Here is a 20,652-nt window from a genome sequence, read left to right on the forward strand (position 1 = left end):
ATCACTGTTGACGGGTCCTTCCCCACTCGGGGAAGGACCCGTCTTCGCGTGGGGGGTAATCGTGGACGGCCACCACCGCGCTCACCGGCAGGCGGCCGTAGAGGTGCGGGAACTGCCGGCCGTCCGGTTCCGGAGGGTCGCCGTCCTCCCAGACCACCGGCAGCCCGGTCTCGTCGATCTCCAGCAGGACCAGGTCGTCGCGGCCCCGGAAGACGCGGTTCGCCACCACGTGCACCCAGTCCGCCGGGGAACAGTGGATGAAGCCGTCGGCCTCCAGGAAGCCGTCGGCGACGATCGTGGCCCACGCGTCGCGCGGGCAGATGTGCAGAATCAACCCTTCTCCAGATATTCGGCGCGATCCTCGTCCACCAGCGCGGCGACCGAGGCCGCCAGCGCGGGGTGACGGGACAGGTCGGGGTCGTCGCCGACCAGCTCGGACGCCTCCGCCCGGGCCTCCTTGATCAGCTTCTCGTCGCGGAGCAGCGACAACAACCGCAGGTGCGAGTGCTTGCCAGACTGCGACGCGCCCAGCACGTCGCCCTCCCGGCGCTGCTCCAGGTCGATCTCGGAGAGTTTGAAACCGTCCGTGGTGGAGGCGACCGCGTCCAGCCGCTCACGGGCCGCCGAGCCCTCCACCGACTCGGTGTGCAGCAGGCAGACGCCCGGCGCGGAACCCCGGCCCACCCGGCCGCGCAACTGATGCAGCTGCGACACCCCGAACCGGTCGGCGTCGAGGATCAGCATCACCGTCGCATTGGGCACGTCCACCCCCACCTCGATCACCGTGGTCGCCACCAGCACGTCCACGTCGCCGGCGGCGAACCGGCGCATCACCGTGTCCTTCTCGTCCGGCGGCATCTTGCCGTGCAGCATCCCGATGCGCAGGCCCTTCAGATAGTCGTCACGCAGCAGCGGCAGCACCTCCGTGACGGCCAGCGGCGGGCGGCGGGCCGGCTCGTCGTCCTTCGGCGGGGTCTCCTCGTCCTCCGGGCCCTCGCCGATCCGCGGGCACACCACGTACGCCTGATGGCCGGCCCGCACCTCCTCCTTGATCCGCACCCAGGCGCGGTCCAGATAAGCCGGTTTGTCCAGCGCCGGGATCACATGCGAGGCGATCGGCGAACGACCGCGCGGCAACTGCGACAGGATCGACGTCTCCAGGTCGCCGTAGACCGTCATCGCCACCGTGCGCGGGATCGGCGTCGCCGTCATCACCAGCACGTGCGGTGGCCGGGACGCCTTGGCACGCAGAGCGTCCCGCTGCTCCACGCCGAACCGGTGCTGCTCGTCGACGACCACCAGACCCAGATCCTTGAAGTCGACCCCCTCGTACAGCAGGGCGTGCGTGCCCACGACGATGCCGGCGGTCCCGTCGGCGACCCTGGCCAGCGCCGCACGCCGGGCCACCGCCCCCAGCGAGCCGGTGACCAGGGCCAACTGCGTGCCGCCCGGATCGCCGTCCAGCTCACCGGCCCGGCCGAGCGCCCCCAGCTGGGCGCTGATGCCGCGGAAGTGCTGGGTCGCCAGAACCTCCGTCGGCGCCAGCAGGGCGGCCTGCCCCCCGGCGTCGACCACCTGCAACATCGCGCGTACCGAAACGAGGGTCTTGCCGGAGCCGACCTCGCCCTGCAGCAACCGGTGCATCGGGTGCGGCCGGGTCAGGTCGGCGGCGATCTCCTCGCCCACCTGTCGCTGACCTTCGGTCAGCTCATAGGGAAGACCCGCGTCGAACTTCGACAACAGCCCGTCCTCCGCTCGCGGCCGGGCGGTCCCGGGCGCCGCCGCCGCCCGTGCCCGGCGTTGCGCGAGCGTCAGCTGTACGGCGAAAGCCTCGTCCCACTTCAGCCGGTGTTTCGCGGAGTAGAGCGCGGCGTCGGAACTCGGCCGGTGGATCTCCCGCAGGGCCGTCCCGATGCCGCACAGGTTCCGTTTCGCCCGCACCTCGGCCGGCATCGGATCGTCCGGCGGCTGAAAGGTGTCCAGCAGCGTCCGCACACACTTGGCGATCACCCAGGTCGGCACCGCCTGGGCAGCCGGATAGACCGGGATCAGCGCCCCCGCGAACTCCTCGATCTCGGCGGCCGCATCGTCCTTCGTCGCGTCCGCGCTGAGCAGCTGATAGGCCGGGCCGTTAAGCTGGCGCTTGCCACGGAACTCGGTCACCTTGCCGGCGAACAGCCCCCACACACCCTTGCGCAGTTCCCGCTCACGCCAGGCCTGATTGAAGAACGTGCAGGTCAGCGTCGCGCCCGAACCGTCGCCGATGGTCACCTCAAGCATGTTGCCGCGCCGCTGCCGCATCGGTTTCACACTGATGCCCTGCACCTGCGCCAGCACGGTGACCTGCTCGTCCACCTCCAGGCTGCGCAGGTCGGTGTGCTCGCCACGCTCGTCGTAACGGCGCGGGAAGTGATAGATCAGGTCACCGGCGGTGTTCAGGTCGAGATGCTGCTCCAAGGCCTTGGCGGTCTTCGCCCCCAGCACCTTGGTCAACGGGGTGTCGGTCGTGGTCATTCGACTCCTGCCAACAGGTGGTAGCGGGGCTGGCCGCCCGCGTAGCACTCCAGCTCGATGAAAGGCCAGGTGCGGTGCACATGGCCGCGCAGATCCGCTTCGAAGCCCGAGGGGACGCCCGCCCCGAGCACCAGCGTCACCAGCTCGCCGCCGCCGCCGAGCATCCGGTCCAGCAGGCGGCGGCTCACCTCGGCCAGGTCCGAGCCGATCACGTGCACCTCGCCGTCGACCAGACCCAGCAGGTCACCGGCCCGGCACTGGCCGGCGACCGTGAAAGCGTCCCGCTGGGCGGTGCAGACCTCGCCGTACCGGCAGGCGCCGGCGGCCTCGGCCATCGCGATCACGTCGTCGGCGAACGGCCGCTGCGCGTCGCGTACCGCCAGAGCCGCCAGCGCCTGCACCGGGGATCTGGTGGGGACGACGCTCACCCGTACCCCCGTGGTCTCCGCCTCGCGCGCCGCGGAGACGGCGACCGCATGCGTATTGGCGTCATTGGGCAGCAACACCACCGACCGGGCGCAGGTCGCGTGCACGGCCGCCAGCATCTCCGCGGTCGACGGGTTGCGGTCGACGACCACGACGCCCTCCGCCTCGAACAACGCCGTCAGCCCGTCGCCGGCGGCGACGACCACGGCGCCGCGGCTGTCGCTTCCACCGCGCCGCTCTTCCAGCGGGGTGACACTTATCCGGTACGGGCGACCGGCCGCTATTCCGGCCTCGACAGCCGGGCCGATCTCGGTGACGTGCACGTGGACATTCCAGGTCGGAGGGTCGCCGTCGCCTGAACCGACGATGACCAGTGAGTCGCCGAGGCCGTCCAGGACGGTCCGCAGCCTTTCGACGGCCTCGTCGGTGGCGTCCAGGAGGTACTGGACCTCATACCCGAAGCCGGCACACCCATCCTCGCCACCGCCCCCCACATGCCCGCCGCCTGCGTGCCCAGCGCCCGTATGCCCGCCGCCCGCCTGCCCGGCGCCCGCATAGCCGCCATCGGGCGCGTGGCCGCCGGGCGCGCGCTGATCGCCCGCCGCCCAGAGCTCTTGCGGCCTGCCGTCCGCCGCACGCCTGTCTCCCGGCCAGCTGGGCCGCTGGGATTCGGGCCGGCCGTCATCGGCCGTAGCGCTGCTTTCAGAGCGCCTCGGCACTAGGCCGCCGGCCGTGGCCCTCCGTGCGGTGCCTCCGGCGGCATTGCTGCCGCCCGCGCTGCCGCCACCAACGCCGCCGCGCACACTGCCGCTGCCCCCACCGCTCGCATCGCCACCGCGCGCACCGTCCGCGCTGCCGTCGTCCGCACTGCCATTGCTTGTGGTGTCGGCGCTCGCGTCGCCGTTTCCCTCGCCGGAGCCGGATCGCTCGCCGACGCCGGGTCCCTCGCCGGAGCCGGATCGCTCGCCGTCGCCGGATCGCTCGCCGACGCCGGGTCCCTCGCCGGAGCCGTCGGCGACCGCTCGGACCAGGGCGTCGAGTAGAAGGCAGAGACCGCGGCCACCGGCGTCGACCACGCCCGCCTGAGCGAGAATCGGCAACTGCTGCGGGGTGCGGGCCAGGGCTTCGGTGGCGGCCCGCGCGGCCGCCCGGGCAACGATGAGCAGATCGTCGGACTTGATCCGGCCGGCTCCCTCGGCGGCGGCCGCCACGACCGACAGCACGGTGCCCTCGACCGGCCGTGCCACAGCCGCGTAGGCGGCGTCAGTCGCCGTCCGCAACGCCCGGGCCAGCTCGATGCCCCGCACCGCGACCGTGCCGGTGAAGGTGTCGGCCATCCCCCGCAGAATCTGGGAGACGATGACGCCGGAGTTGCCCCGCGCCCCGAGCAGCGCTCCCCGCGCCATCCGCCGCATGAGCCCGGCCACTCCGGTCGAGCCCGGTGGCCCGTGCGCCCCGGTGGGATCGAGCGTCTCGGTGGACGCCAGAGCCTCATGTGCGGCGGTCAGGGTGAGGACGAGGTTGGTGCCGGTGTCGCCGTCGGGCACCGGGTAGACGTTCAGGTCGTCGATCTCACGCTGGTGAGCCCGGAGCGCCTCGAGCCCACCATCACACCAGCGGCGTACCGCGGCGGCATCGAGGGTCTCCAGCACGCGAAAATCGTACTAACCGCCCCCGACAATCGCTGGGTGCGCGCCCTGACCGGGGGCGATTGGCTGTCCAGCCCCCGGATCGGGTAAGCTCGCCGGGTTGCCTGGGCGATGTTCATTTCCCTGGGCGCCTTCAGTTTCGTATCAAACCCAGGAGTATCCCGTGGCTAGCGTGTGCGACGTCTGTGGCAAGGGGCCGGGCTTCGGCCACAACGTGTCCCACTCGCACCGGCGGACCAACCGCCGCTGGAATCCGAACATCCAGTCGGTGCGCACTCCGGCCGGTGGCGGGACTACCAAGAAGCTCAAGGTCTGCACCTCGTGCATCAAGGCCGGCAAGGTCGTCCGCGCCTGACCTGAGCCTTTCCAGGCTGTAACGAAAGCCGCCGAACCCACTGGTTCGGCGGCTTTTCGCTGTTCCCGAGGTGGATCCTCGCTGTTCCCGAGGTGGATCCTCGCTGTTCCCGAGGTGGATCCTCGCTGTTCCCGAGGTGGATCCTCGCTGTTCCCGAGGTGGATCCTCGCTGTTCCCGAGGTGGATCCTCGCTGTTCCGGCCTGGTTCGCGGCGTTCAGCCATCCGAGCCCACCCCGCCATCAGCGGACCCCCATCCACAACGCCGAAGCCCAGTCCCCAGCAACCGCACCATCACCCGCAACACCACCCGGCACCCTCAGCTGCACCCCCGGCCGCCCGCATGCGGTGCCCTCAGGGCGCCAACCTCACCTCCGGCCGCGCGCCGTCAGCCGCCCCGCAACCGCACCCTGAGCGTCTCGGGGAGCCGCCCTCGGCACCCCGCGCCAACCCAACGGCACCCTCAGCCGCCCAGACACGCCCTCGGCCGCCTCCAACCGCGCCGTCAGCCGCCCGAACGCGCCCTCGGCCGCCTCCAACCGCGCTCTCGGCGGCCCGGACGCGCCCTCAACCGCTCGCAACGGCACCTTTATCCGTCCGGACGCGCCCTTGGCCCCCTGTAACCCCGCCCTCGATCGCCCGTAGCCGCGCCTCGATCGTCGGGTAGCCACACGGTTGATCGTCCGTGGCCGCATCACGCGTAGATGTTGGCATTCTTCTCGCGAGCAGCGCGAATGCCATCCTCGGCTATCCCCGTGCTGGCGAAGCCGATGGCGACCGGCCGGTTATCCACAGGATGCCGGGTATCCGTTCGCCCGGCGGCCGCAGTCCCTGAAGCATTTCCGCCATGCGAGCCGACGACCACCCCGCGCTGAGGGAACTGCTTCACCACCAGGATGGGATCCTCACCCGCGTCCAGGCGCTACGCCATCTCACCGTCCGAATGGTCGAACGACGTTTGTCCTCCGGTCGCTGGCAGGCACCACACCGCGGCGTCTACGTCACCCATACGGGCCCGCTCGGGCGACGTGAGGCGCGCTGGATCGCGATCCTGGGGACAGTCGCCGGGCATACCGCCCACCTCGCCGGGCTGTCCGCACTCGAAACTCTGGGCTTCCGCGACGCCAGCAGCCGGGGAGCCGACATCCACAGCCCGAGAACCGGCACCCACAGCCCGCGAACCGGCACCCACAGCCCGCGAGCCGACATCCACAGCCCGCGAACCGGCGCCCGGAGCCCGGGAGCCGACATCAGCGGCCGAGAAGCCGGCGTCGGCGGCCTGGGATCCGAGGAGATCCATGTGCTGCTCCCGGCTCGGACGACCGTGAGGCACGCGCCGGACGGTGTGATCGTTCACCGGACGACGCTGCTTCGTCCCGCCGACCTGAATCCCGGCGGGCGGTTGCCGGCCACCTCACCGGCCCGTTCGCTCCTCGACGCGGCACAGTGGCAGCCTTCGGAACGCCGGGCCTGGGCGATCGTGGCGGCCGGCTTCCAGCAGCGCCTCGTCCGCGCCGACGGCATGCGGTCCATGCTGGCGGCGATGCCCCGACTACGCCATCGCCGAACGATCACGGAAGCCATCGCATGCTCGGCAGAAGGCGCGCACTCGCTTCCCGAAGCCGACTTCCTCGCCCTGTGCCGGCGGGCCGGCCTGCCGGCGCCTGTGCTCCAGCACCCGCGCCGCGACCGGAACGGCAGACAGAACTACCTGGACGCCTACTTCCCGGATCAACGCCTGCACGTCGAGATCGACGGCGGCCATCACATGGACGTTCAGCAGTGGTGGGCCGACATGCATCGGTAGAACTCCCTGTGGATTCCCGGTGATCGAGTTCTCCGCTTCCCTGCCTGGGCGGTCCGCCACCGCCCAGACGAGGTTCTCGTCCAGCTGAGGGCAGCCCTCCACCACCCTCACTGAACGATCGCCACTCTTCCACCAGACCCCCGCAAGACCCCGCCCCCAGCCCACGGCCCCGATCCCACGCCTCACAGCCCACGCTTCACGGCCCCCAGCCCCCAGCCCACGGCCCCCAGCCCACAGCCCACGGCCCACGGCCCACGGCCCACGGCCCACGGCCCACGGTGATCATGGAGCGCTGCCCCCCTCTGCCCGCAGTGAGGGCATCAACATCTCGGTTGCCCGCCACGTCCCCAGCGACCTTGAAGCATTAACCACCGCAACCGGTGGCCACCGCACCAAGATCTACAAGGCCCGCATCCGCTCGCGAGCAGCAACCTCCGCCTCTAACACCACGCCAGCGGACGTGACCCCGCCTTCCGCCCAGAGAAAGTCCAGGAGAGGCAACCCGGCCGAGCGCCGACAGAGCAGCCCGCCTGGGTGCCGACGAAGAAGCCCGCCTAAGCGCCGACGAAGAAGCCCGGCAGAGCACCGACGGAAGAGCCGGCGACAAACAAGCGACGCAGGCCCACGCCCGTTCCCACATGACCGCCATCCTCAAACGACGCCCACGAGCCAGACCCTCATCTACAGACGCCGCTATCGAGCCAGACCTTCGCAATCGTGATGCGCTAACCACCGGATCCGGCTGCCAACGCATCAAGATTCGTCCAGCTCTCCCCACCCCCAGTGATCTTGAAGCGTCAACACCCGCATCCGGTGGGTAGTGCACCAAGATCTCCAAGGCGATGTCACCGACCATCGGAGGCAAGGCCCCTAGGCGGCACCGCAGCCCTTGACCAATGGCGGTGCGAGCAGTGACCCCTATCCCGGAAGCGCTCTAGCCATCAGGAATCGGTCGAGCCGGGCATCGGGTCAGGCCGGCAGCCGAGCACGGGCCCGTCTCACCGCAACGGCACAGGGCGAGAGCTGACGGCTAGCTAACCCATGGTGAGGGCCGGCTGCGGGCGCGAGGTGGGTTCGCGGCCGACACATGGCTAGAGCGGGCTGTCGAGGCAGGGTGAGGACTGCGGCCAGCACGTCGCCAGGGCCGAGAGCCGGCACAGGACACGAGCTCACGACCAGCACATCTCCTGAGGCCACTACCGCGACAGGGGGGAGGCCCGCGGCCAGCACATGGCCAAGGCCGGCCGTCGAGACGGGGTGTGCTGGTGAGAGCCAGATACCGGAAGTACCGGCGGCCGTCCGTATCCGGCCGCCAGAGAGGCCGCCAGAGAGTTAGAGAGGCTTGGCGTACGAGAGGACGTCGGGGTGGCCCTTGTAATAGCCGAAGTCCTCGATGCGCACGTAACCCGCCGACTCGTAGAGGGCTATCGCCTCCGGCTGGCGGTCGCCGGTTTCCAGGATCACTCGCTTGCAGCCGGCCGCCGCCGCTGACTCCTCGATGGCGGTGAGCATGCGGCGGGCCACGCCGCGCCCGCGTGCCGCCTTGGTGGTGAACATGCGCTTGAGTTCGGCGTCGTCGCCGTGACGGCGCCAGCCGGCGCTGGCGATCAGCTCGTCACCGTCGACGGCGACGAGGAAGTCTCCGTTCGGCGGGGCGAAGTCGCTCGCGGCGATCGGGGTGTCGTCGCCGGTCCCCCCATATCGCTCGGAGAGGTCGCGCAGGTTCTCGGCGACGAGAAGCTGGACCGCGGGATCGTCGAAGCCCACGGAGTTGATCTTGAAGTCGTGCACGAAGCAAGAGTAACCACGGCCACCGATCCCCGCGGCAGACGAAGGCGGTCGGGAGACGAAGACGACAGCATCAGACGGCACGACCGCCGGCGAATGGCGGGAGACGGGCGGCAACGGTAGGCGGCCAAGAGGCGACAGCCCAGGCGGGCGCACACAGGGAAACCGACCGAGAGGCGGGCCACGGGCGCCAGGAGACGGCGGACGTCAAACGCCGGGTACCGGCCGGCCGACGCGGGCAGCGACGCCCGGCGGCGGAGAACCGGCGGGCGGCGGGCGGCGGGCGGCGAAACCCGGGCGACCAGGTGGTTAGCGGAAGTGGTCCCAGCCCAGACCACCGGTCCAAGGCTTGCGGTCGACCGTGACCCCGGACCCGTCATGCACTGAGCCGATCACCCGCCACCCCGTCGGCAGCGGAACGCCGGCCGGGAAAGTCGCCGCGAGCGGGTGGTCGTCGCCGCCGGCGAGGAGCCACTGGTACGGGTCGACGCCGAGCGCCTTGGCCGCGTCCCGCATCTGGTCCGGCAGCTCGAAGGCGTCCCGCCGCACGTCGATGCCGACGACGCTGGCATCGGCGATGTGCCCGAGGTCCTGGAGCAGCCCGTCGGACACGTCGATCATCGAGGTGGCGCCGAGCCGGGCGGCTTCGGGGCCGGCGGCGTAGGGGACGGCGGGCCGCCGGTACGCCTCGACGAGCAGTTTCGGCGTCCGGAATCCGCGGGAGAGCACGGTGAGGCCGGCGGCCGCGTACCCGATCCGTCCGTTGAGGGCGACGATGTCGCCGGGCTGGGCCCCGTCGCGCCGGACCGGCGCCGCCCCGCGCAGGTCGCCGAGGGCGGTGACCGCGATGGTGAGTGTCGGGCTGGACGAGGTGTCGCCGCCGACGACGGTGGCGCCGACGAGGCCGGCTTCGTCGGTGAGCCCGTCGGCGAGGCCTTCGGCCCAGGTGGCCTCGAGTCCGGTGGGCAGGCACAGCGCTACGAGCAGGGCGGTCGGCACGGCTCCCATGGCGGCGATGTCGGCCAGGTTGGCGGCGGCGGCGCGGTGGCCGACGTCGGCGGCGCCGCACCAGTCGCGGCGGAAGTGCCGTCCTTCGACGAGCACGTCGGTGGACGCGACGACCCGTCCGTCGGGTGCCCTGACCACGGCGGCGTCGTCGCCGGGGCCGAGCAGGGTCGCTGATCCGGAGCCGAGCCGGGAGACGATTCGGCCGATCAGACCGAATTCACCGGCTTCTGCGATGCTCACGTCTAAGTCCTTCGATGGTGGCGTCCCGCTGCCGGGTCGCTTCGTACGGTAGTTTCAACGACCGGGGATCACCGACACGGTGGCGGATTGGAGTCGATCGTGGTCCAGGCATACATCCTCATTCAAACCGAGGTCGGTAAGGCCCGTGACGTGGCCGCAGCGATCGAGAAGATATCGGGAGTGGTGCGGGTCGACGCGGTGACCGGCCCTTATGACGTGGTGGTGCTGACCCAGGCGCACACCGTGGACGAGTTGGGCGGCCTGATTGTGAGCAAGGTCCAGTACGTGCCAGGCATCACGCGGACGCTCACCTGCTCCGTGGTAAACCTCTGACATGGTGGACCTCGACACTCCCAAGATCGAAGAAGCACCGGACCGGACGAAGCGGATCGCCGCTCTGTGGGCGACCGCGGTGGCCGTGCCGGTGACTTTGATCGTGGGTGCCGTCGCCTTCCTCACCATAAAGCCAGACAATTCGGATAAAACCGAAAAAGCGGCAGGACCAGTCCCCAGCACGCCGGTCGTGATGGAGGCGCCCCCGCTCGACGAGAGAGCCGCTCAGGTCTGTCTCGCCGTGACGTCCCAGTTGCCGGCCAAGATCCGCGATCTACCGGGCCGCAAGGTGAGTTCGGGCCCGGAGCAGAACGCCGCCTACGGCGAACCGCCGGTCACGGTCCAGTGCGGGGTCGCCGCGCCGGTGATGTGCGAGGTTCCCGGCGACACCACGCCCGGCTGCGTCCCGCTGGAGACCGAGCTCCTGATCATGAACAACGTCTGCTGGTACGGCGCACCCGGCGACGGCGCGGCCACCATCACCACGATGGACCGCGAGGTCCCGGTGCGGGTGACCGTGCCGGCGTCCTACGAGAACCCGGCCCAATGGGCCAACGAGTTCTCCGACACGATCGTGAAGACGGTCAAGTCGAAGGCCGCCGGCACCATGCCCAGCGGCTGCGAGTGACGCCTAGTGCAGGCCGGTGCCGCGGCTGAGCGCCGTCCGGATCAGCCGGTCCACCACCTTGGGGTACTCCAGGCCGGTGGCCGCCCACATCCGCGGGAACATCGAGTGCGGCGTCATCCCCGGCATGGTGTTGATCTCGTTGAGGAAGACCTCGCCGGCCTCGGTCACGAAGAAGTCGACCCGGGCCAGGCCGGCGCAGTCCAGCGCCGTGAAGGTCCGCAGCGAGTATTCCTGGATCTTCCGGGTCAGCTCCGGCGAGAGCTCGGCGGGGATCGTGAACCGGCTGCCGGTCAGGTACTTCGTCTCGAAGTCGAACCACTCGACGTCGTCCATGTGGACCTCGGAGAGCAGCGACGCCTCCGGCGTGCCACCGGACTCCGCCTCGAGCACCCCGCACTCGATCTCGCGGCCCACGAGCGCGGCCTCGACCAGCACCTTCGGGTCGATCTCCCGGGCGGCCGCGATGGCCGCGTCCAGGTCGGCCCAGTCGGTGACCTTGCTGATGCCGAGGGACGACCCGGCCCGCGACGGCTTGACGAAGACCGGCAGCCCGAGGCGCTCTTTGTCGGCCTCGGAGAGCGAGACGCCGGCGCGCAGCACCGCGTACGGCCCGACCGGAATCCCCTCGGCCGCCGCCAGCTTCTTGGTGAACTCCTTGTCCATGGCCGCCGCCGAGGCGAACACGTTGGCGCCCACGTACGGGATACCGGCCATCTCCAGCATCCCCTGGATCGTGCCGTCCTCGCCGTAGGCGCCGTGCAGCACCGGGAACACCACGTCCACACCGGCCAGCTCGGAGACACCCTCGGCAGGGTCCCGCACGATCAGCTCGGCGGCCGTCGGGTCGGCCGCGAGCACCAGCCCGTTGCCCGACTCGGCCGTGATCTCCGGCAGTCTCCGCTCGCTGATCGCGAGCTCTTCGGTGTCACCCGATGCGAGGACCCACCGCCCCTCACGGGTGATTCCGACGGGGACCACCTCGTACTGACCGGGGTCCAGCGCAGCCAGGATCGCACCGGCACTGACGCAGGAAATGGCGTGCTCAGTGCTGCGACCGCCGAACACGATCGCGACGCGGGTCTTGCGGGGGGACGTCACTCTTCTCGCGCCTTCCAGCTAGCGGGCATACCGGGGGTGACCCTACTCTGCGTAAGCCGAATATGGGATTCGTGGCGGCGACCCTGAAGAGTGTCCAAGGCAGGGAGGACGAAGCGTCCATGGCTCCAGCACTCCACGTGATCGCCGGCCCGGGGCCAGGGCAGTTGGCGACGATGGCTCATCCCCGGGACGAGCCGTGGTCGCCGCAGGAACTGGGCGCGCTCGCCAGAGCCGGCGTGCAGGTGCTGGTCTCCTCGGCCGAGTCCGGCCCGGACACCGCCGGCATCGAGGTGGTGCCGTTCCCCGCGCCGGCCAGGTCGTCGCCGCCGTCGGCCACCGAGACGCGGCAGGAGGCGAACCAGGTGGTGGCCCTCGCCGTCCGGCTCGCCCGTGAGGTCCGCGCGGGCCGCTTCGTGGTCACCCAGTCGGCGGCCGACAACGGCCGCTCCACGCTCCTGGCCACGATGACGCTCGCCCTGCTCGGCATCCGCCCCGGCGAGGCGCTCCGCCGCACCGGCTCGCCCGCTGACATCGCCCCCGACTGGCTCTACGACTTCGTCGCCACACACGGCTGACCCCAGATCAAACCCATGCGACGGTACGGCCACCCCGCCCGAGCGAAGCCGGACCGTCCCGCGGGCTCCCGGCGACGTCCGCCCGGCGCCGGGCGGTAACGCCGCCGCCGGGCTGATCCGGTGGTCACCGGCCGGGGGGACTCAGGCGGTGAACGTCTGGGGAAGGGCGCCCGAGTCCCACAGCGCGTCCAGGTGGGCGAGGAAGCCGGTCAGGCTCCGTTCCAGGTCACGCCGCTCGGCCGGGGACAACGTGGCCAGCGGGTCCGAGAAGATCAGCCCGTCCGGGTGCCGGGCTCGGGTGCCCACGAACTTGTCGCACGCCCCGCACCACACGTAACTGACGAGAGTCGGCCGTTTGGCGTTCTCCGGCGCGGTGAAGTAGGCCCGCAGGCGCCGCCGGCCGCAGGCCGGGCAGTCCCGCTCCCCCGGGTCGGCGAAGAAGCTCTCCCCCTGGGTGAGCGCCGCGACCTCGTCGCCGTCGAAGCTGCTCCAGGCCGTCATGACCAGCCCACCGACGAACCACCGGTCACGCCGTCCACCGACGAACCACCGGTCACGTCGTCCGGCGCCCAACCGCCGGTCACGCGGACGCGTCCAGCGCGGCCGTGAGGTCCGCGAGCAGGTCCGCGGCGTCCTCGATCCCGCAGGAGAACCGCAGGAACCCGGGCGGCGTGTCGTCCCCCCACTGCGCCCGCCGGTCGGCCGTGGTGTGCACGCCGCCGAACGACGTGGCCGCGAACACCAGCCGCGCCGCGGACAGGAACCGGCCGGCCCGCTCGGCGGAACCGAGGTCGAACGAGACGATTCCCGGAATCCGCCGCATCTGGGCCGACGCGATCGGGTAGGACGGATCCGACGGCAGCCCCGGCCACCGCACCCCGGTCACGTCGGAGCGGCTCAGCAGCAGCCCGGCGACGGCGGCGGCGTTCGCGGTCTGCCGGGCCAGCCGCAGGTCGAGCGTGGCGATCGACCGGTGCGCGAGCCAGGAGTCGAACGCCCCCGGCACCGCCCCGGTCTGCTTGCGCCAGGTCTCCACCTTGCCCAGCAGTGTGGGGTCGTGCGCCGAGACGTACCCGAGCAGCACGTCGGAGTGCCCGGTCAGCGCCTTGGTCCCGGACGCCACGACCAGGTCGGCCCCGAGGGCGAGCGGGTTCTGCCCGAGCGGTGTGGCGGTCGTGTTGTCCACCGCGACCAGGGCCCCGGCCTCGTGCGCGGCGGCGGACAGCGCCCGCACGTCGCACACGTCCAGTCCCGGGTTCGCCGGCGTCTCCAGCAGCACCAGGCGCACCCCGGTGAAGTCCGGGTAGGGGCCGGCGGTCGGCACCAGGACGGTCTTCACACCGAGGTCACGAAGCGTTCCCTCGGCGAACGCCCGTACCGTGAAATAGCCGTCCGACGGAAGCGCGACGGTGTCGCCGGTGCGCAGCACGGCGAGCAGCAGCGCGGTGATCGCCGCCTGCCCGCTGGCGAAGGCCAGGGTCGGCGCGCCCTCCAGGGCCTCGATCGCCGTTTCCAGGGCCCGTCTCGTCGGGTGTTCGGTCCGCGCGTAACCGTTCTCACCGGGCCCGGTGACCGGGTCGAGGTGGTAGGGCGCGGCGAAGACCGGTCCCGGCAGGAACGGCTCGCCGACCGCGGGCGCCGGCAGGCCGGCGTGTACGGCACGGGTGCCGTCGGAGTGACTCATCGCGGTTCCCCACTGTGTTCCGGCATCGCGGCGAACGCGACGGTTCGTACGATCACTCGGGTTTCATCTCCCGGGTCATCAGCAGTTTGACCGCGACCCGCGGGTCCACGCCCTCGTGGCACACCCGTTCCACCTGTTCGACGATCGGCATCTCGACGCCGTTCGCCCGGGCCAGGTCGCGGATGGACAGGCAGCTCTTGACGCCCTCGGCGGTCTGCCGGGTGGCGATCTGCGCCTGTTCCAGGCTCTCGCCGCGGCCCAGGTGCTCGCCGAAGGTGCGGTTGCGGGCCAGTGGCGACGAGCAGGAGGCGACCAGGTCGCCGAGGCCGGCGAGGCCGGCGAAGGTGAGCGGGTCGGCGCCGAGCGCCACGCCGAGTCGCGCGGTCTCGGCGAGTCCCCGGGTGATCAGCGAGGCGCGGGTGTTGTCGCCGAGCCCGAGCGCGACCGCCATGCCGTACGCGAGCGCGATCACGTTCTTGCAGGCGCCACCCAGCTCGCAGCCGATCACGTCGTCGCTGGTGTACGGCCGGAAATACGGCGTGGCGAGGGCGTGCTGCACCTGCTTGGCACGGCTCTCGTCGGAGCACGCCACGACGGTCGTGGTGGGTTGCTCGGCGGCGATCTCGGGCGCCAGGTTGGGCCCGGAGACCACGACCACCCGTTCCGGGGCGACGCCCGCGGTCTCGACGATCACCTCGCTCATCCGTTTGAGGGTGCCGAGCTCGATGCCTTTCATCAGCGACACGACCGTGGCGTCGGCCGGGAAGAGGCCGGCCCAGTCGGCGAGGTTGCCGCGCAGGGTCTGCGACGGCACGGCGATCGCGATCAGCTCGGCTCCGGCGACGGCCGCCGCCAGGTCGGTCGTGGCGGTCACGCCGTCGGCCAGCCGGACACCCGGCAGCGATCCGGCGTTGCCCTGCTTGTCGCGGATCTCCGCGGCCACGGCTTCCCGCCGTGCCCACATGGTCACCTCCGACCCGGCGTCGCCGAGCACCTTCGCGAACGCGGTGCCCCAGGCTCCGGATCCGATGACGGCGGCCCTCATGGTGCGTCCTCCGAGTTAATGGCCCGCCGTGCGGGCCGGTCGTAGAGCGCCGGCGGTTCGCCGTCGCGGATCTCGCCGAGCAGGTCCCGGATGTCCAGCATGATCGCCTCGGTCATCGCCTCCAGCACCGGGCGGCTCGGTTCGAGGCCGGCCCAGCGGCTGAGGTCGACCGGTTTCCCGGTCGTCACCGTCACGGGCGCCCGGCGCAGCTTCAGCCGGTTGGTACGGGGGTCGAAGATCTGCTGCGCGCCCCAGTTCGCGATCGGCACGACCGGTGCGCCGGTGAGCAGGGCGAGCCGGGCGGCGCCGGTCTTGCCGCGCATCGGCCACAGGTCGGGGTGCCGGGTCGTGGTGCCTTCCGGATAGATCACCACCGCCCCGCCCTCACGCAACGCCTCCACCAGGGTGTCCAGCGACTTCACCGCTTCCACACTGCCTCGTTCGACGGGGATCTGCCGGGCCTTGGTCAGCAGGTACCCGATAACCGGAACCTTCCAGACGCTGGCCTTGCCGAGGAACCGTGGCCAGCGCCCGGCCCGGTAGAGGTAGTGCGCCACGACCAGTGGGTCGAAGTGCGAGACGTGGTTGGGAACCAGGATGACCGGTCCGGTGGCCGGGATGTCGGTCATCCGCAGCCACGTCTTACGGGTCAGGACGGTCATGACCGGGAGCACCAGCATCACCGCGACACGCTGCCAGAAGCCGAGCCTGAGCTGTGTCACGGCGTCCCCCGTCCCTCGATCGGCGACGTCGTCCGCCGACTTCCTTGTTCACCTGCGACGAAATCATGCCCGCTCATGGCCGGTGGGACCAGGCAGGGGTCTGCCGGATCACTGGCCACCGCCGTCTGTGAGCGGGGACGCGGTGACGTGAGGCACCGCGAGAGGCGGACCTCGGGCAGGATGGGCGGGTGGTGCGGAATTGGACGGCTGTCATCCCGGTGAAGCGGCTGGGTCTGGCCAAGACGCGGTTGCGGGGCGCGGTTCCGATGGACCGTCACCCCGATCTCGCTCTCGCCATGGTGCGCGACACCGCCGCCGCGGTGCTCGCCGCCGCGACTGTCGCCGAGCTGATCGTGGTGACCGACGATCCGGTGGTCGGCGACGCGGTGCGAGAGCTGGGCGCCCGGGTGGTGCCCGACCCGGGCGGCGGGCTGAACTCGGCGATGCGGTTCGGCGCCGACGAGGCAGCCGGGCTGTCGGCGCACCGGGCCGTGCTCGCCGGCGATCTGCCGGCCCTGCGCCCGGAGCAACTCGACGACGCGCTGAGCCGGGTGTCCGGCCGCAGCTTCGTGGCGGACGCCGCGGGCACCGGGACGGTCCTGCTGGCCGTACCGCCCGGGCAGGTGCTCGATCCGCGGTTCGGCGGGCTCTCGGCGGCGGCGCACGCCGGCTCCGGCGCGGCCCGGCTGCGCGGGGACTGGCCGGGCCTGCGGCAGGACGTGGACACCGCCGCCGATCTCGGCGCCGTGCTCGCTCTGGGTGCCGGCCGGCGCACCTGCGGGCTGCTGCGTGACCTCGGGCTCACGGCGGAGTGCGCGCCGGCCGCCTGAGCGGGGTAACGTTCGTCCGGTGCAGGGCACGATAGCGACTTTCGACCCGGAGACCCGTAGCGGTTCGCTGCTGCTCGACGACGGCACCCCCCTGACCTTCGCGGCGGAGGCCTTCAACCGCTCCGGCCTGCGCCTTCTCCGGCTGGGCCAGCGCGTGACCGTCGAGTCGGACGCGACCGGTGTGATTTGGCGGGTGTTAATTCCCGGGATCGCTTGATGTGATCATCCGGTAGTTCGTTTCACGTTTCTCCGGAAACGGCAATGATGGACGCATGCAGACCCCGCCCCGGACCCCCGAGACCCGCCGGCGCGGCCCCAACGGCCGCTTTCTGCCCAGGCCCGAGTCGGCGGAATCGCAGACGACCGAGGCTCCCGACCCGGCGCCCGCCGCCGAACCCGCCGCCGAGCCGGTGGTTCCGGCCACGGTGACCCCGGCGGAGACCGTCATCACGGAGCGCGAGGCCGTCGAGCACACCGTGAGTGAGATGGTGGCCGCGCTCGATGTGGACGACGAGGACGACGACAAGGACGAGGAGCCGGGTCACACGCTGCCCGAGGACCGTTTCCTCAACCGGGAACTGTCCTGGCTCGACTTCAACGCCCGGGTCCTGGCCCTGGCCGAGGACCCGGGCACCCCGCTGCTGGAGCGGGCGAAATTCCTGGCGATCTTCGCGAGCAACCTGGACGAGTTCTACATGGTCCGGGTGGCCGGCCTGAAGCGGCGGCTCAGCGCGGGCCTGCCGGTCCGCGGTGGCGACCGCTCGCCGCTGCGTCACCAGATCGAGATGATCACCGAGCGGACCGCCGACCTGGTCACTCGGCACGCCGCCTGCTTCGCCGACGAGGTGCGGCCGAAACTGGCGACGGAGAGCATCGAGCTGGTCTCGTGGAAGGAGCTGAACGCCGCCGAGCAGGGGCGTCTGCGGACCTTCTTCCGGGAGCAGGTGTTCCCGGTCCTGACTCCGCTGGCGGTCGATCCGGCGCACCCGTTCCCGTACATCTCGAGTCGTTCGCTCAACCTCGCCGTGGCCCTGCGGTACCCGGACGGCGACAACCCGGAGCTGTTCGCCCGGGTCAAGGTGCCGAACAACGTGCACCGTTTCGTGGCCGTGCAGAACGATCACCGCGGCGTGCGCTTCCTGCCCATCGAGGAACTGATCGCGGTCCACCTGAACCAGCTCTTCCCCGGCATGCAGATCCTGGAGTGGCATCTGTTCCGGGTGACCCGCAACGCCGAGCTGGAGGTCGACGAGGACCGCGACGAGGACCTGCTGCAGGCCCTGGAGCGCGAGCTGGCGCAGCGCCGGTTCGGCCCGCCGGTCCGGCTCGAGGTGGCCGCCTCGATCAGCGACCACGTTCTCGACCTGCTGGTCCGCGAACTCGACATGGACAGTCAGGACGTGCTGCGGGTGCCCGGCCTGCTCGACCTGTCGTCGCTGTGGCAGGTGTTCGGCGAGTGCGACCGCGACGACCTGAAGGACCGCCCTTTCGTCCCGGCGACCCATCCGCATCTGGCCGACGGCGAGGTGCCACGCAGCGTGTTCAACCGGCTGCGCGAGTCGGACATCCTGGTGCACCACCCGTACCACTCGTTCTCGACGAGCGTGCAGCGGTTCATCGAGCAGGCCGCGGCGGACCCGCACGTGCTGGCGATCAAGCAGACTCTCTACCGCACGTCGGGTGACTCCCCGATCGTCGACGCCCTGGTCGACGCGGCGGCGGCGGGCAAGCAGGTGGTGGTCCTGGTCGAGGTGAAGGCCCGGTTCGACGAGGTGGCCAACATCGCCTGGGCGCGCACCCTGGAGCGGGCCGGCTGCCACGTGGTCTACGGCCTGGTCGGTCTCAAGACCCACTGCAAGACCTCTCTGGTCGTACGGCAGGAGGGCAACCAGATCCGGCGCTACTGTCACATCGGCACGGGCAACTACCACCCGAAGACGGCCCGGCTCTACGAGGACTTCGGCATGCTGACCGCCGACCCGGAGGTGGGCGCCGACGTCACCGACCTGTTCAACGTGCTCACCGGATACAGCCGGCAGACCACCTACCGGCGTCTGTTGGTGGCGCCGCACGGGGTCCGCCGGGGCCTGCTGGAGCGGATCGAGGAGCAGGCCCGGATCGCCCGGGAGGGCGGCGAGGCGCTGGTCCAGTTCAAGGTGAACTCGCTGGTCGACGAGAAGACCATCGACGCGCTGTACCGGGCCTCGCAGGACGGGGTCAAGGTGGACCTGATCATCCGCGGCATGTGCGCGCTGCGGCCCGGGGTGCCCGGCCTGTCGGAGAACATCCGGGTGCGCTCGATCGTCGGCCGGTTCCTGGAGCACTCGCGGGTGTTCCGGTTCGGCCCGGGCCCCGACTCCGAGTACTGGATGGGTTCCGCCGACATGATGCACCGCAACCTGGACCGCCGGGTGGAGGCGCTGGTCAAGGTAACCCTGCCGTCGGCCCGCGAGGAGTTGCGGCACGTGCTGGAACTGTCGATGGGCGAGCACACCGAGGGCTGGGACCTCGACGGTGACGGCCTCTGGCACCGCAGCACGGGCACTCCGGGGCGGCCGCAGGTGCACCTGCAGGCGGCCATGCTCCGGCGCATCATCGGCAAGAAGTAGGGACTGTGACGGAGATCGAACGCGCCGCCGGCGGGGTGCTGTACCGCCGGTCCGGCGACCGGGTCGAGGTGTGCCTGGTGCACCGCCCGCGATACGACGACTGGAGCCTGCCGAAAGGCAAGCTGGCCGGTGGCGAGCAGCCGCTGGCCGGGGCGCTGCGGGAGGTCGAGGAGGAGACCGGCTCGGCCGGCATCCCCGAGCTGCGGCTGCCCGACGTCGACTACACGATGCCCGGCGGGCGGCCGAAGAACGTCGCCTACTGGCTGATGCGCGCGGCCTCGGACGGGCCGGTCCAGGACACCGCCGAGGTGGACGAGCTGGCGTGGCTGCCTCTCGCCGAGGCCGGCGCGCGGTTGACGTACCCCGAGGAGACGACCGTCCTGGCGAGAGTCGCGTCGCTGCCGCCGGTGACCGCGGTGATCGCGCTGGTCCGGCACGCCCGGGCCGGGGAACGGAAGAAGTGGGCCGGCCGCGACGAGTTGCGGCCGATCGATCCGGTCGGCGCGAAGCAGGCGGACCGGATCGCCGCCCTGCTCACCCCGTTCCGGCCGCGCCGGCTGGTGGCGGCGACGCCGCTGCGCTGCACGCAGACGCTGGAGCCGCTCGCCGCGGCGCTCGGTGACCGGCCGATCGTGCGGGACGGCGCGTTCGCTGAACCGTCCGGCCCGGACGGCCTGCCCGCCCGGGTGGCCGCCGCCCGTGCCCGGCTGGCCGAGTTACGGGCACAGGAGCGGGTCGTGGTGTGCAGTCAGGGCAAGCTGATGCCGCACCTGCTGGCGTCCGTGCACGGTTCGGACGATCACGAGCCGTTCAAGACGCCGAAGGGCGACGGCTGGCTGCTGGCCTGGTCCGGCGAGCGGCTGTTGGGCGCGTCGCGGCTGTGACCCCCCGCTGGGCGGCGGCGTCGGCCCGCCAGTAACCGATCAGGTCACCGGTGAGCCAGCGGGCCTGCCACAGTTCGTCCCGGCGCGGTTCCCAGTCGCGGTACGGCAGCGACGCCAGCCGCCAGCTCAGGATCCCGGCCAGGTACCAGCCGTAGACCGGCACCGCCCCCAGCCAGCCGTCCATCCGCCGGTACGAGCCCCACGGCGCGCCGGCCGCCACCGCGACGCCCGACCAGCCGCAGGTGATCAGCCAGTCCAGCACCGGCCAGCCGGTGTGGTCCTCGGCCAGGTCGCCGAGTGTCCACCCGGGCACGACCGCGACCGCGAACAGCGCCGCGGCGAGTCCGGCCCGGGTCGTCAGGCCGCGTGGCCTCGATGTTCGCTGCATGCCCCGGACGGTAGGGCGGCCGGGCGGGGCGGCGCCGGAACACCGGAAAGGCGTCCACCCAACGGGTGGAC

Annotated in this window: 21 protein-coding genes; 9 read left to right on the plus strand and 12 right to left on the minus strand. The window is 71.3% G+C overall.

Annotation, left to right across the window (positions count from 1 at the left end; genetic code table 11):
- Position 1: 1 nt before the first annotated feature.
- Genes QLQ12_RS03555 through QLQ12_RS03565 form a run of 3 tightly spaced genes read right to left on the minus strand, consistent with a single transcriptional unit; the run spans position 2 to position 4,592 of the window.
- Positions 2 to 334, minus strand: coding sequence for a DUF952 domain-containing protein (locus QLQ12_RS03555; protein WP_282757071.1), 333 nt, complete (start codon positions 332 to 334; stop codon positions 2 to 4).
- Positions 331 to 2,514, minus strand: a complete 2,184-nt coding sequence (gene recG / locus QLQ12_RS03560) for an ATP-dependent DNA helicase RecG (protein WP_282757072.1) — start codon at positions 2,512 to 2,514, stop codon at positions 331 to 333. Before recG ends, QLQ12_RS03555 begins: the two co-directional genes overlap by 4 nt.
- Positions 2,511 to 4,592 carry a DAK2 domain-containing protein gene (locus QLQ12_RS03565; protein ID WP_282757073.1) on the minus strand — a complete coding sequence of 694 codons (2,082 nt, stop codon included), beginning with the start codon at positions 4,590 to 4,592 and terminating at the stop codon, positions 2,511 to 2,513. Before QLQ12_RS03565 ends, recG begins: the two co-directional genes overlap by 4 nt.
- Positions 4,593 to 4,752: 160 nt before the next feature.
- On the opposite strand from QLQ12_RS03565, the gene rpmB reads away from it, so the two are divergent.
- Positions 4,753 to 4,944, plus strand: a complete 192-nt coding sequence (gene rpmB, locus QLQ12_RS03570; protein WP_026207002.1) for a 50S ribosomal protein L28 — start codon at positions 4,753 to 4,755, stop codon at positions 4,942 to 4,944.
- A gap of 692 nt (positions 4,945 to 5,636) precedes the next feature.
- Here rpmB and QLQ12_RS03575 read toward each other — a convergent pair.
- On the minus strand, positions 5,637 to 5,834 hold the full coding sequence (locus QLQ12_RS03575) for a hypothetical protein (protein WP_282757074.1): 198 nt from the start codon (positions 5,832 to 5,834) through the stop codon (positions 5,637 to 5,639).
- A 51-nt stretch (positions 5,835 to 5,885) separates the two neighbouring features.
- On the opposite strand from QLQ12_RS03575, the gene QLQ12_RS03580 reads away from it, so the two are divergent.
- Positions 5,886 to 6,749, plus strand: a complete 864-nt coding sequence (locus QLQ12_RS03580) for a hypothetical protein (RefSeq protein ID WP_282757075.1) — start codon at positions 5,886 to 5,888, stop codon at positions 6,747 to 6,749.
- Positions 6,750 to 8,081: 1,332 nt separating this feature from the next.
- On the opposite strand, the gene QLQ12_RS03585 is transcribed toward QLQ12_RS03580, so the two are convergent.
- Positions 8,082 to 8,540, minus strand: a complete 459-nt coding sequence (locus tag QLQ12_RS03585; RefSeq protein ID WP_282757076.1) for a GNAT family N-acetyltransferase — start codon at positions 8,538 to 8,540, stop codon at positions 8,082 to 8,084.
- Positions 8,541 to 8,846: 306 nt separating this feature from the next.
- Positions 8,847 to 9,785: a thiamine-phosphate kinase gene (locus QLQ12_RS03590; protein WP_282757077.1), complete on the minus strand. Its 939-nt coding sequence runs from the start codon at positions 9,783 to 9,785 to the stop codon at positions 8,847 to 8,849.
- A 99-nt stretch (positions 9,786 to 9,884) separates the two neighbouring features.
- On the opposite strand from QLQ12_RS03590, the gene QLQ12_RS03595 reads away from it, so the two are divergent.
- The gene (locus QLQ12_RS03595; RefSeq protein ID WP_282757338.1) at positions 9,885 to 10,118 is read left to right on the plus strand and encodes an Lrp/AsnC ligand binding domain-containing protein; all 234 of its coding nucleotides are present in this window, start codon (positions 9,885 to 9,887) and stop codon (positions 10,116 to 10,118) included.
- Position 10,119: 1 nt separating this feature from the next.
- Positions 10,120 to 10,746: a DUF3515 domain-containing protein gene (locus QLQ12_RS03600; RefSeq protein WP_282757078.1), complete on the plus strand. Its 627-nt coding sequence runs from the start codon at positions 10,120 to 10,122 to the stop codon at positions 10,744 to 10,746.
- 3 nt (positions 10,747 to 10,749) lie between these two features.
- On the opposite strand, the gene QLQ12_RS03605 is transcribed toward QLQ12_RS03600, so the two are convergent.
- Positions 10,750 to 11,844 carry a D-alanine--D-alanine ligase family protein gene (locus QLQ12_RS03605; RefSeq protein ID WP_282757079.1) on the minus strand — a complete coding sequence of 365 codons (1,095 nt, stop codon included), beginning with the start codon at positions 11,842 to 11,844 and terminating at the stop codon, positions 10,750 to 10,752.
- A gap of 119 nt (positions 11,845 to 11,963) precedes the next feature.
- Between QLQ12_RS03605 and QLQ12_RS03610 the strand changes: the two genes are divergently transcribed.
- Positions 11,964 to 12,419 (plus strand): hypothetical protein, encoded by a 456-nt coding sequence (locus QLQ12_RS03610; RefSeq protein WP_282757080.1) that lies wholly within the window; start codon positions 11,964 to 11,966, stop codon positions 12,417 to 12,419.
- A 141-nt stretch (positions 12,420 to 12,560) separates the two neighbouring features.
- Here the strand turns inward: QLQ12_RS03610 and QLQ12_RS03615 are convergent, their stop codons facing one another.
- The 4 genes from QLQ12_RS03615 to QLQ12_RS03630 form a co-directional block, all read right to left on the minus strand.
- Entirely contained in the window at positions 12,561 to 12,920 is a 360-nt protein-coding gene (locus QLQ12_RS03615; protein ID WP_282757081.1) for a hypothetical protein, read from the minus strand.
- 79 nt (positions 12,921 to 12,999) lie between these two features.
- A complete protein-coding gene (locus QLQ12_RS03620) occupies positions 13,000 to 14,103 on the minus strand; it encodes a cystathionine gamma-lyase (protein ID WP_282757082.1) in 1,104 nt (367 codons plus the stop codon).
- 52 nt (positions 14,104 to 14,155) lie between these two features.
- On the minus strand, positions 14,156 to 15,148 hold the full coding sequence (locus QLQ12_RS03625) for an NAD(P)H-dependent glycerol-3-phosphate dehydrogenase (RefSeq protein ID WP_282757083.1): 993 nt from the start codon (positions 15,146 to 15,148) through the stop codon (positions 14,156 to 14,158).
- Positions 15,145 to 15,870 carry a lysophospholipid acyltransferase family protein gene (locus QLQ12_RS03630; protein ID WP_282757084.1) on the minus strand — a complete coding sequence of 242 codons (726 nt, stop codon included), beginning with the start codon at positions 15,868 to 15,870 and terminating at the stop codon, positions 15,145 to 15,147. The genes QLQ12_RS03625 and QLQ12_RS03630 overlap by 4 nt, the downstream gene beginning before the upstream one ends.
- Positions 15,871 to 16,058: 188 nt before the next feature.
- Between QLQ12_RS03630 and cofC the strand changes: the two genes are divergently transcribed.
- The 4 genes from cofC to QLQ12_RS03650 are packed head-to-tail and all read left to right on the plus strand — an operon-like array spanning position 16,059 to position 20,193.
- Complete coding sequence (gene cofC / locus QLQ12_RS03635; protein WP_282757085.1) at positions 16,059 to 16,700, plus strand: 2-phospho-L-lactate guanylyltransferase; 642 nt, start codon at positions 16,059 to 16,061, stop codon at positions 16,698 to 16,700.
- A 19-nt stretch (positions 16,701 to 16,719) separates the two neighbouring features.
- Positions 16,720 to 16,917, plus strand: a complete 198-nt coding sequence (locus tag QLQ12_RS03640; RefSeq protein ID WP_282757086.1) for a cold-shock protein — start codon at positions 16,720 to 16,722, stop codon at positions 16,915 to 16,917.
- A gap of 55 nt (positions 16,918 to 16,972) precedes the next feature.
- Complete coding sequence (locus QLQ12_RS03645; RefSeq protein WP_282757087.1) at positions 16,973 to 19,309, plus strand: RNA degradosome polyphosphate kinase; 2,337 nt, start codon at positions 16,973 to 16,975, stop codon at positions 19,307 to 19,309.
- 5 nt (positions 19,310 to 19,314) lie between these two features.
- A complete protein-coding gene (locus tag QLQ12_RS03650) occupies positions 19,315 to 20,193 on the plus strand; it encodes an NUDIX domain-containing protein (RefSeq protein ID WP_282757088.1) in 879 nt (292 codons plus the stop codon).
- Here QLQ12_RS03650 and QLQ12_RS03655 read toward each other — a convergent pair.
- On the minus strand, positions 20,120 to 20,581 hold the full coding sequence (locus QLQ12_RS03655; protein WP_282757089.1) for a hypothetical protein: 462 nt from the start codon (positions 20,579 to 20,581) through the stop codon (positions 20,120 to 20,122). The genes QLQ12_RS03650 and QLQ12_RS03655 overlap by 74 nt on opposite strands.
- Positions 20,582 to 20,652: the final 71 nt, after the last annotated feature.

The organism is Actinoplanes sandaracinus (assembly GCF_030009775.1).
In the GTDB taxonomy this organism is placed as follows: domain Bacteria; phylum Actinomycetota; class Actinomycetes; order Mycobacteriales; family Micromonosporaceae; genus Actinoplanes; species Actinoplanes sandaracinus.

What these genes read in the sequence shown, in the direction of transcription:
- QLQ12_RS03610 (WP_282757080.1), top strand. Translation starts at nt 11,964, where the DNA reads ATGGCTCCAGCACTCCACGTGATCGCCGGCCCGGGGCCAGGGCAGTTG.
- QLQ12_RS03615 (WP_282757081.1), bottom strand. Translation starts at nt 12,920, where the DNA reads ATGACGGCCTGGAGCAGCTTCGACGGCGACGAGGTCGCGGCGCTCACC.
- QLQ12_RS03600 (WP_282757078.1), top strand. Translation starts at nt 10,120, where the DNA reads ATGGTGGACCTCGACACTCCCAAGATCGAAGAAGCACCGGACCGGACG.
- QLQ12_RS03620 (WP_282757082.1), bottom strand. Translation starts at nt 14,103, where the DNA reads ATGAGTCACTCCGACGGCACCCGTGCCGTACACGCCGGCCTGCCGGCG.
- QLQ12_RS03580 (WP_282757075.1), top strand. Translation starts at nt 5,886, where the DNA reads ATGGTCGAACGACGTTTGTCCTCCGGTCGCTGGCAGGCACCACACCGC.
- QLQ12_RS03655 (WP_282757089.1), bottom strand. Translation starts at nt 20,581, where the DNA reads ATGCAGCGAACATCGAGGCCACGCGGCCTGACGACCCGGGCCGGACTC.
- QLQ12_RS03625 (WP_282757083.1), bottom strand. Translation starts at nt 15,148, where the DNA reads ATGAGGGCCGCCGTCATCGGATCCGGAGCCTGGGGCACCGCGTTCGCG.
- recG (WP_282757072.1), bottom strand. Translation starts at nt 2,514, where the DNA reads ATGACCACGACCGACACCCCGTTGACCAAGGTGCTGGGGGCGAAGACC.
- QLQ12_RS03645 (WP_282757087.1), top strand. Translation starts at nt 16,973, where the DNA reads ATGCAGACCCCGCCCCGGACCCCCGAGACCCGCCGGCGCGGCCCCAAC.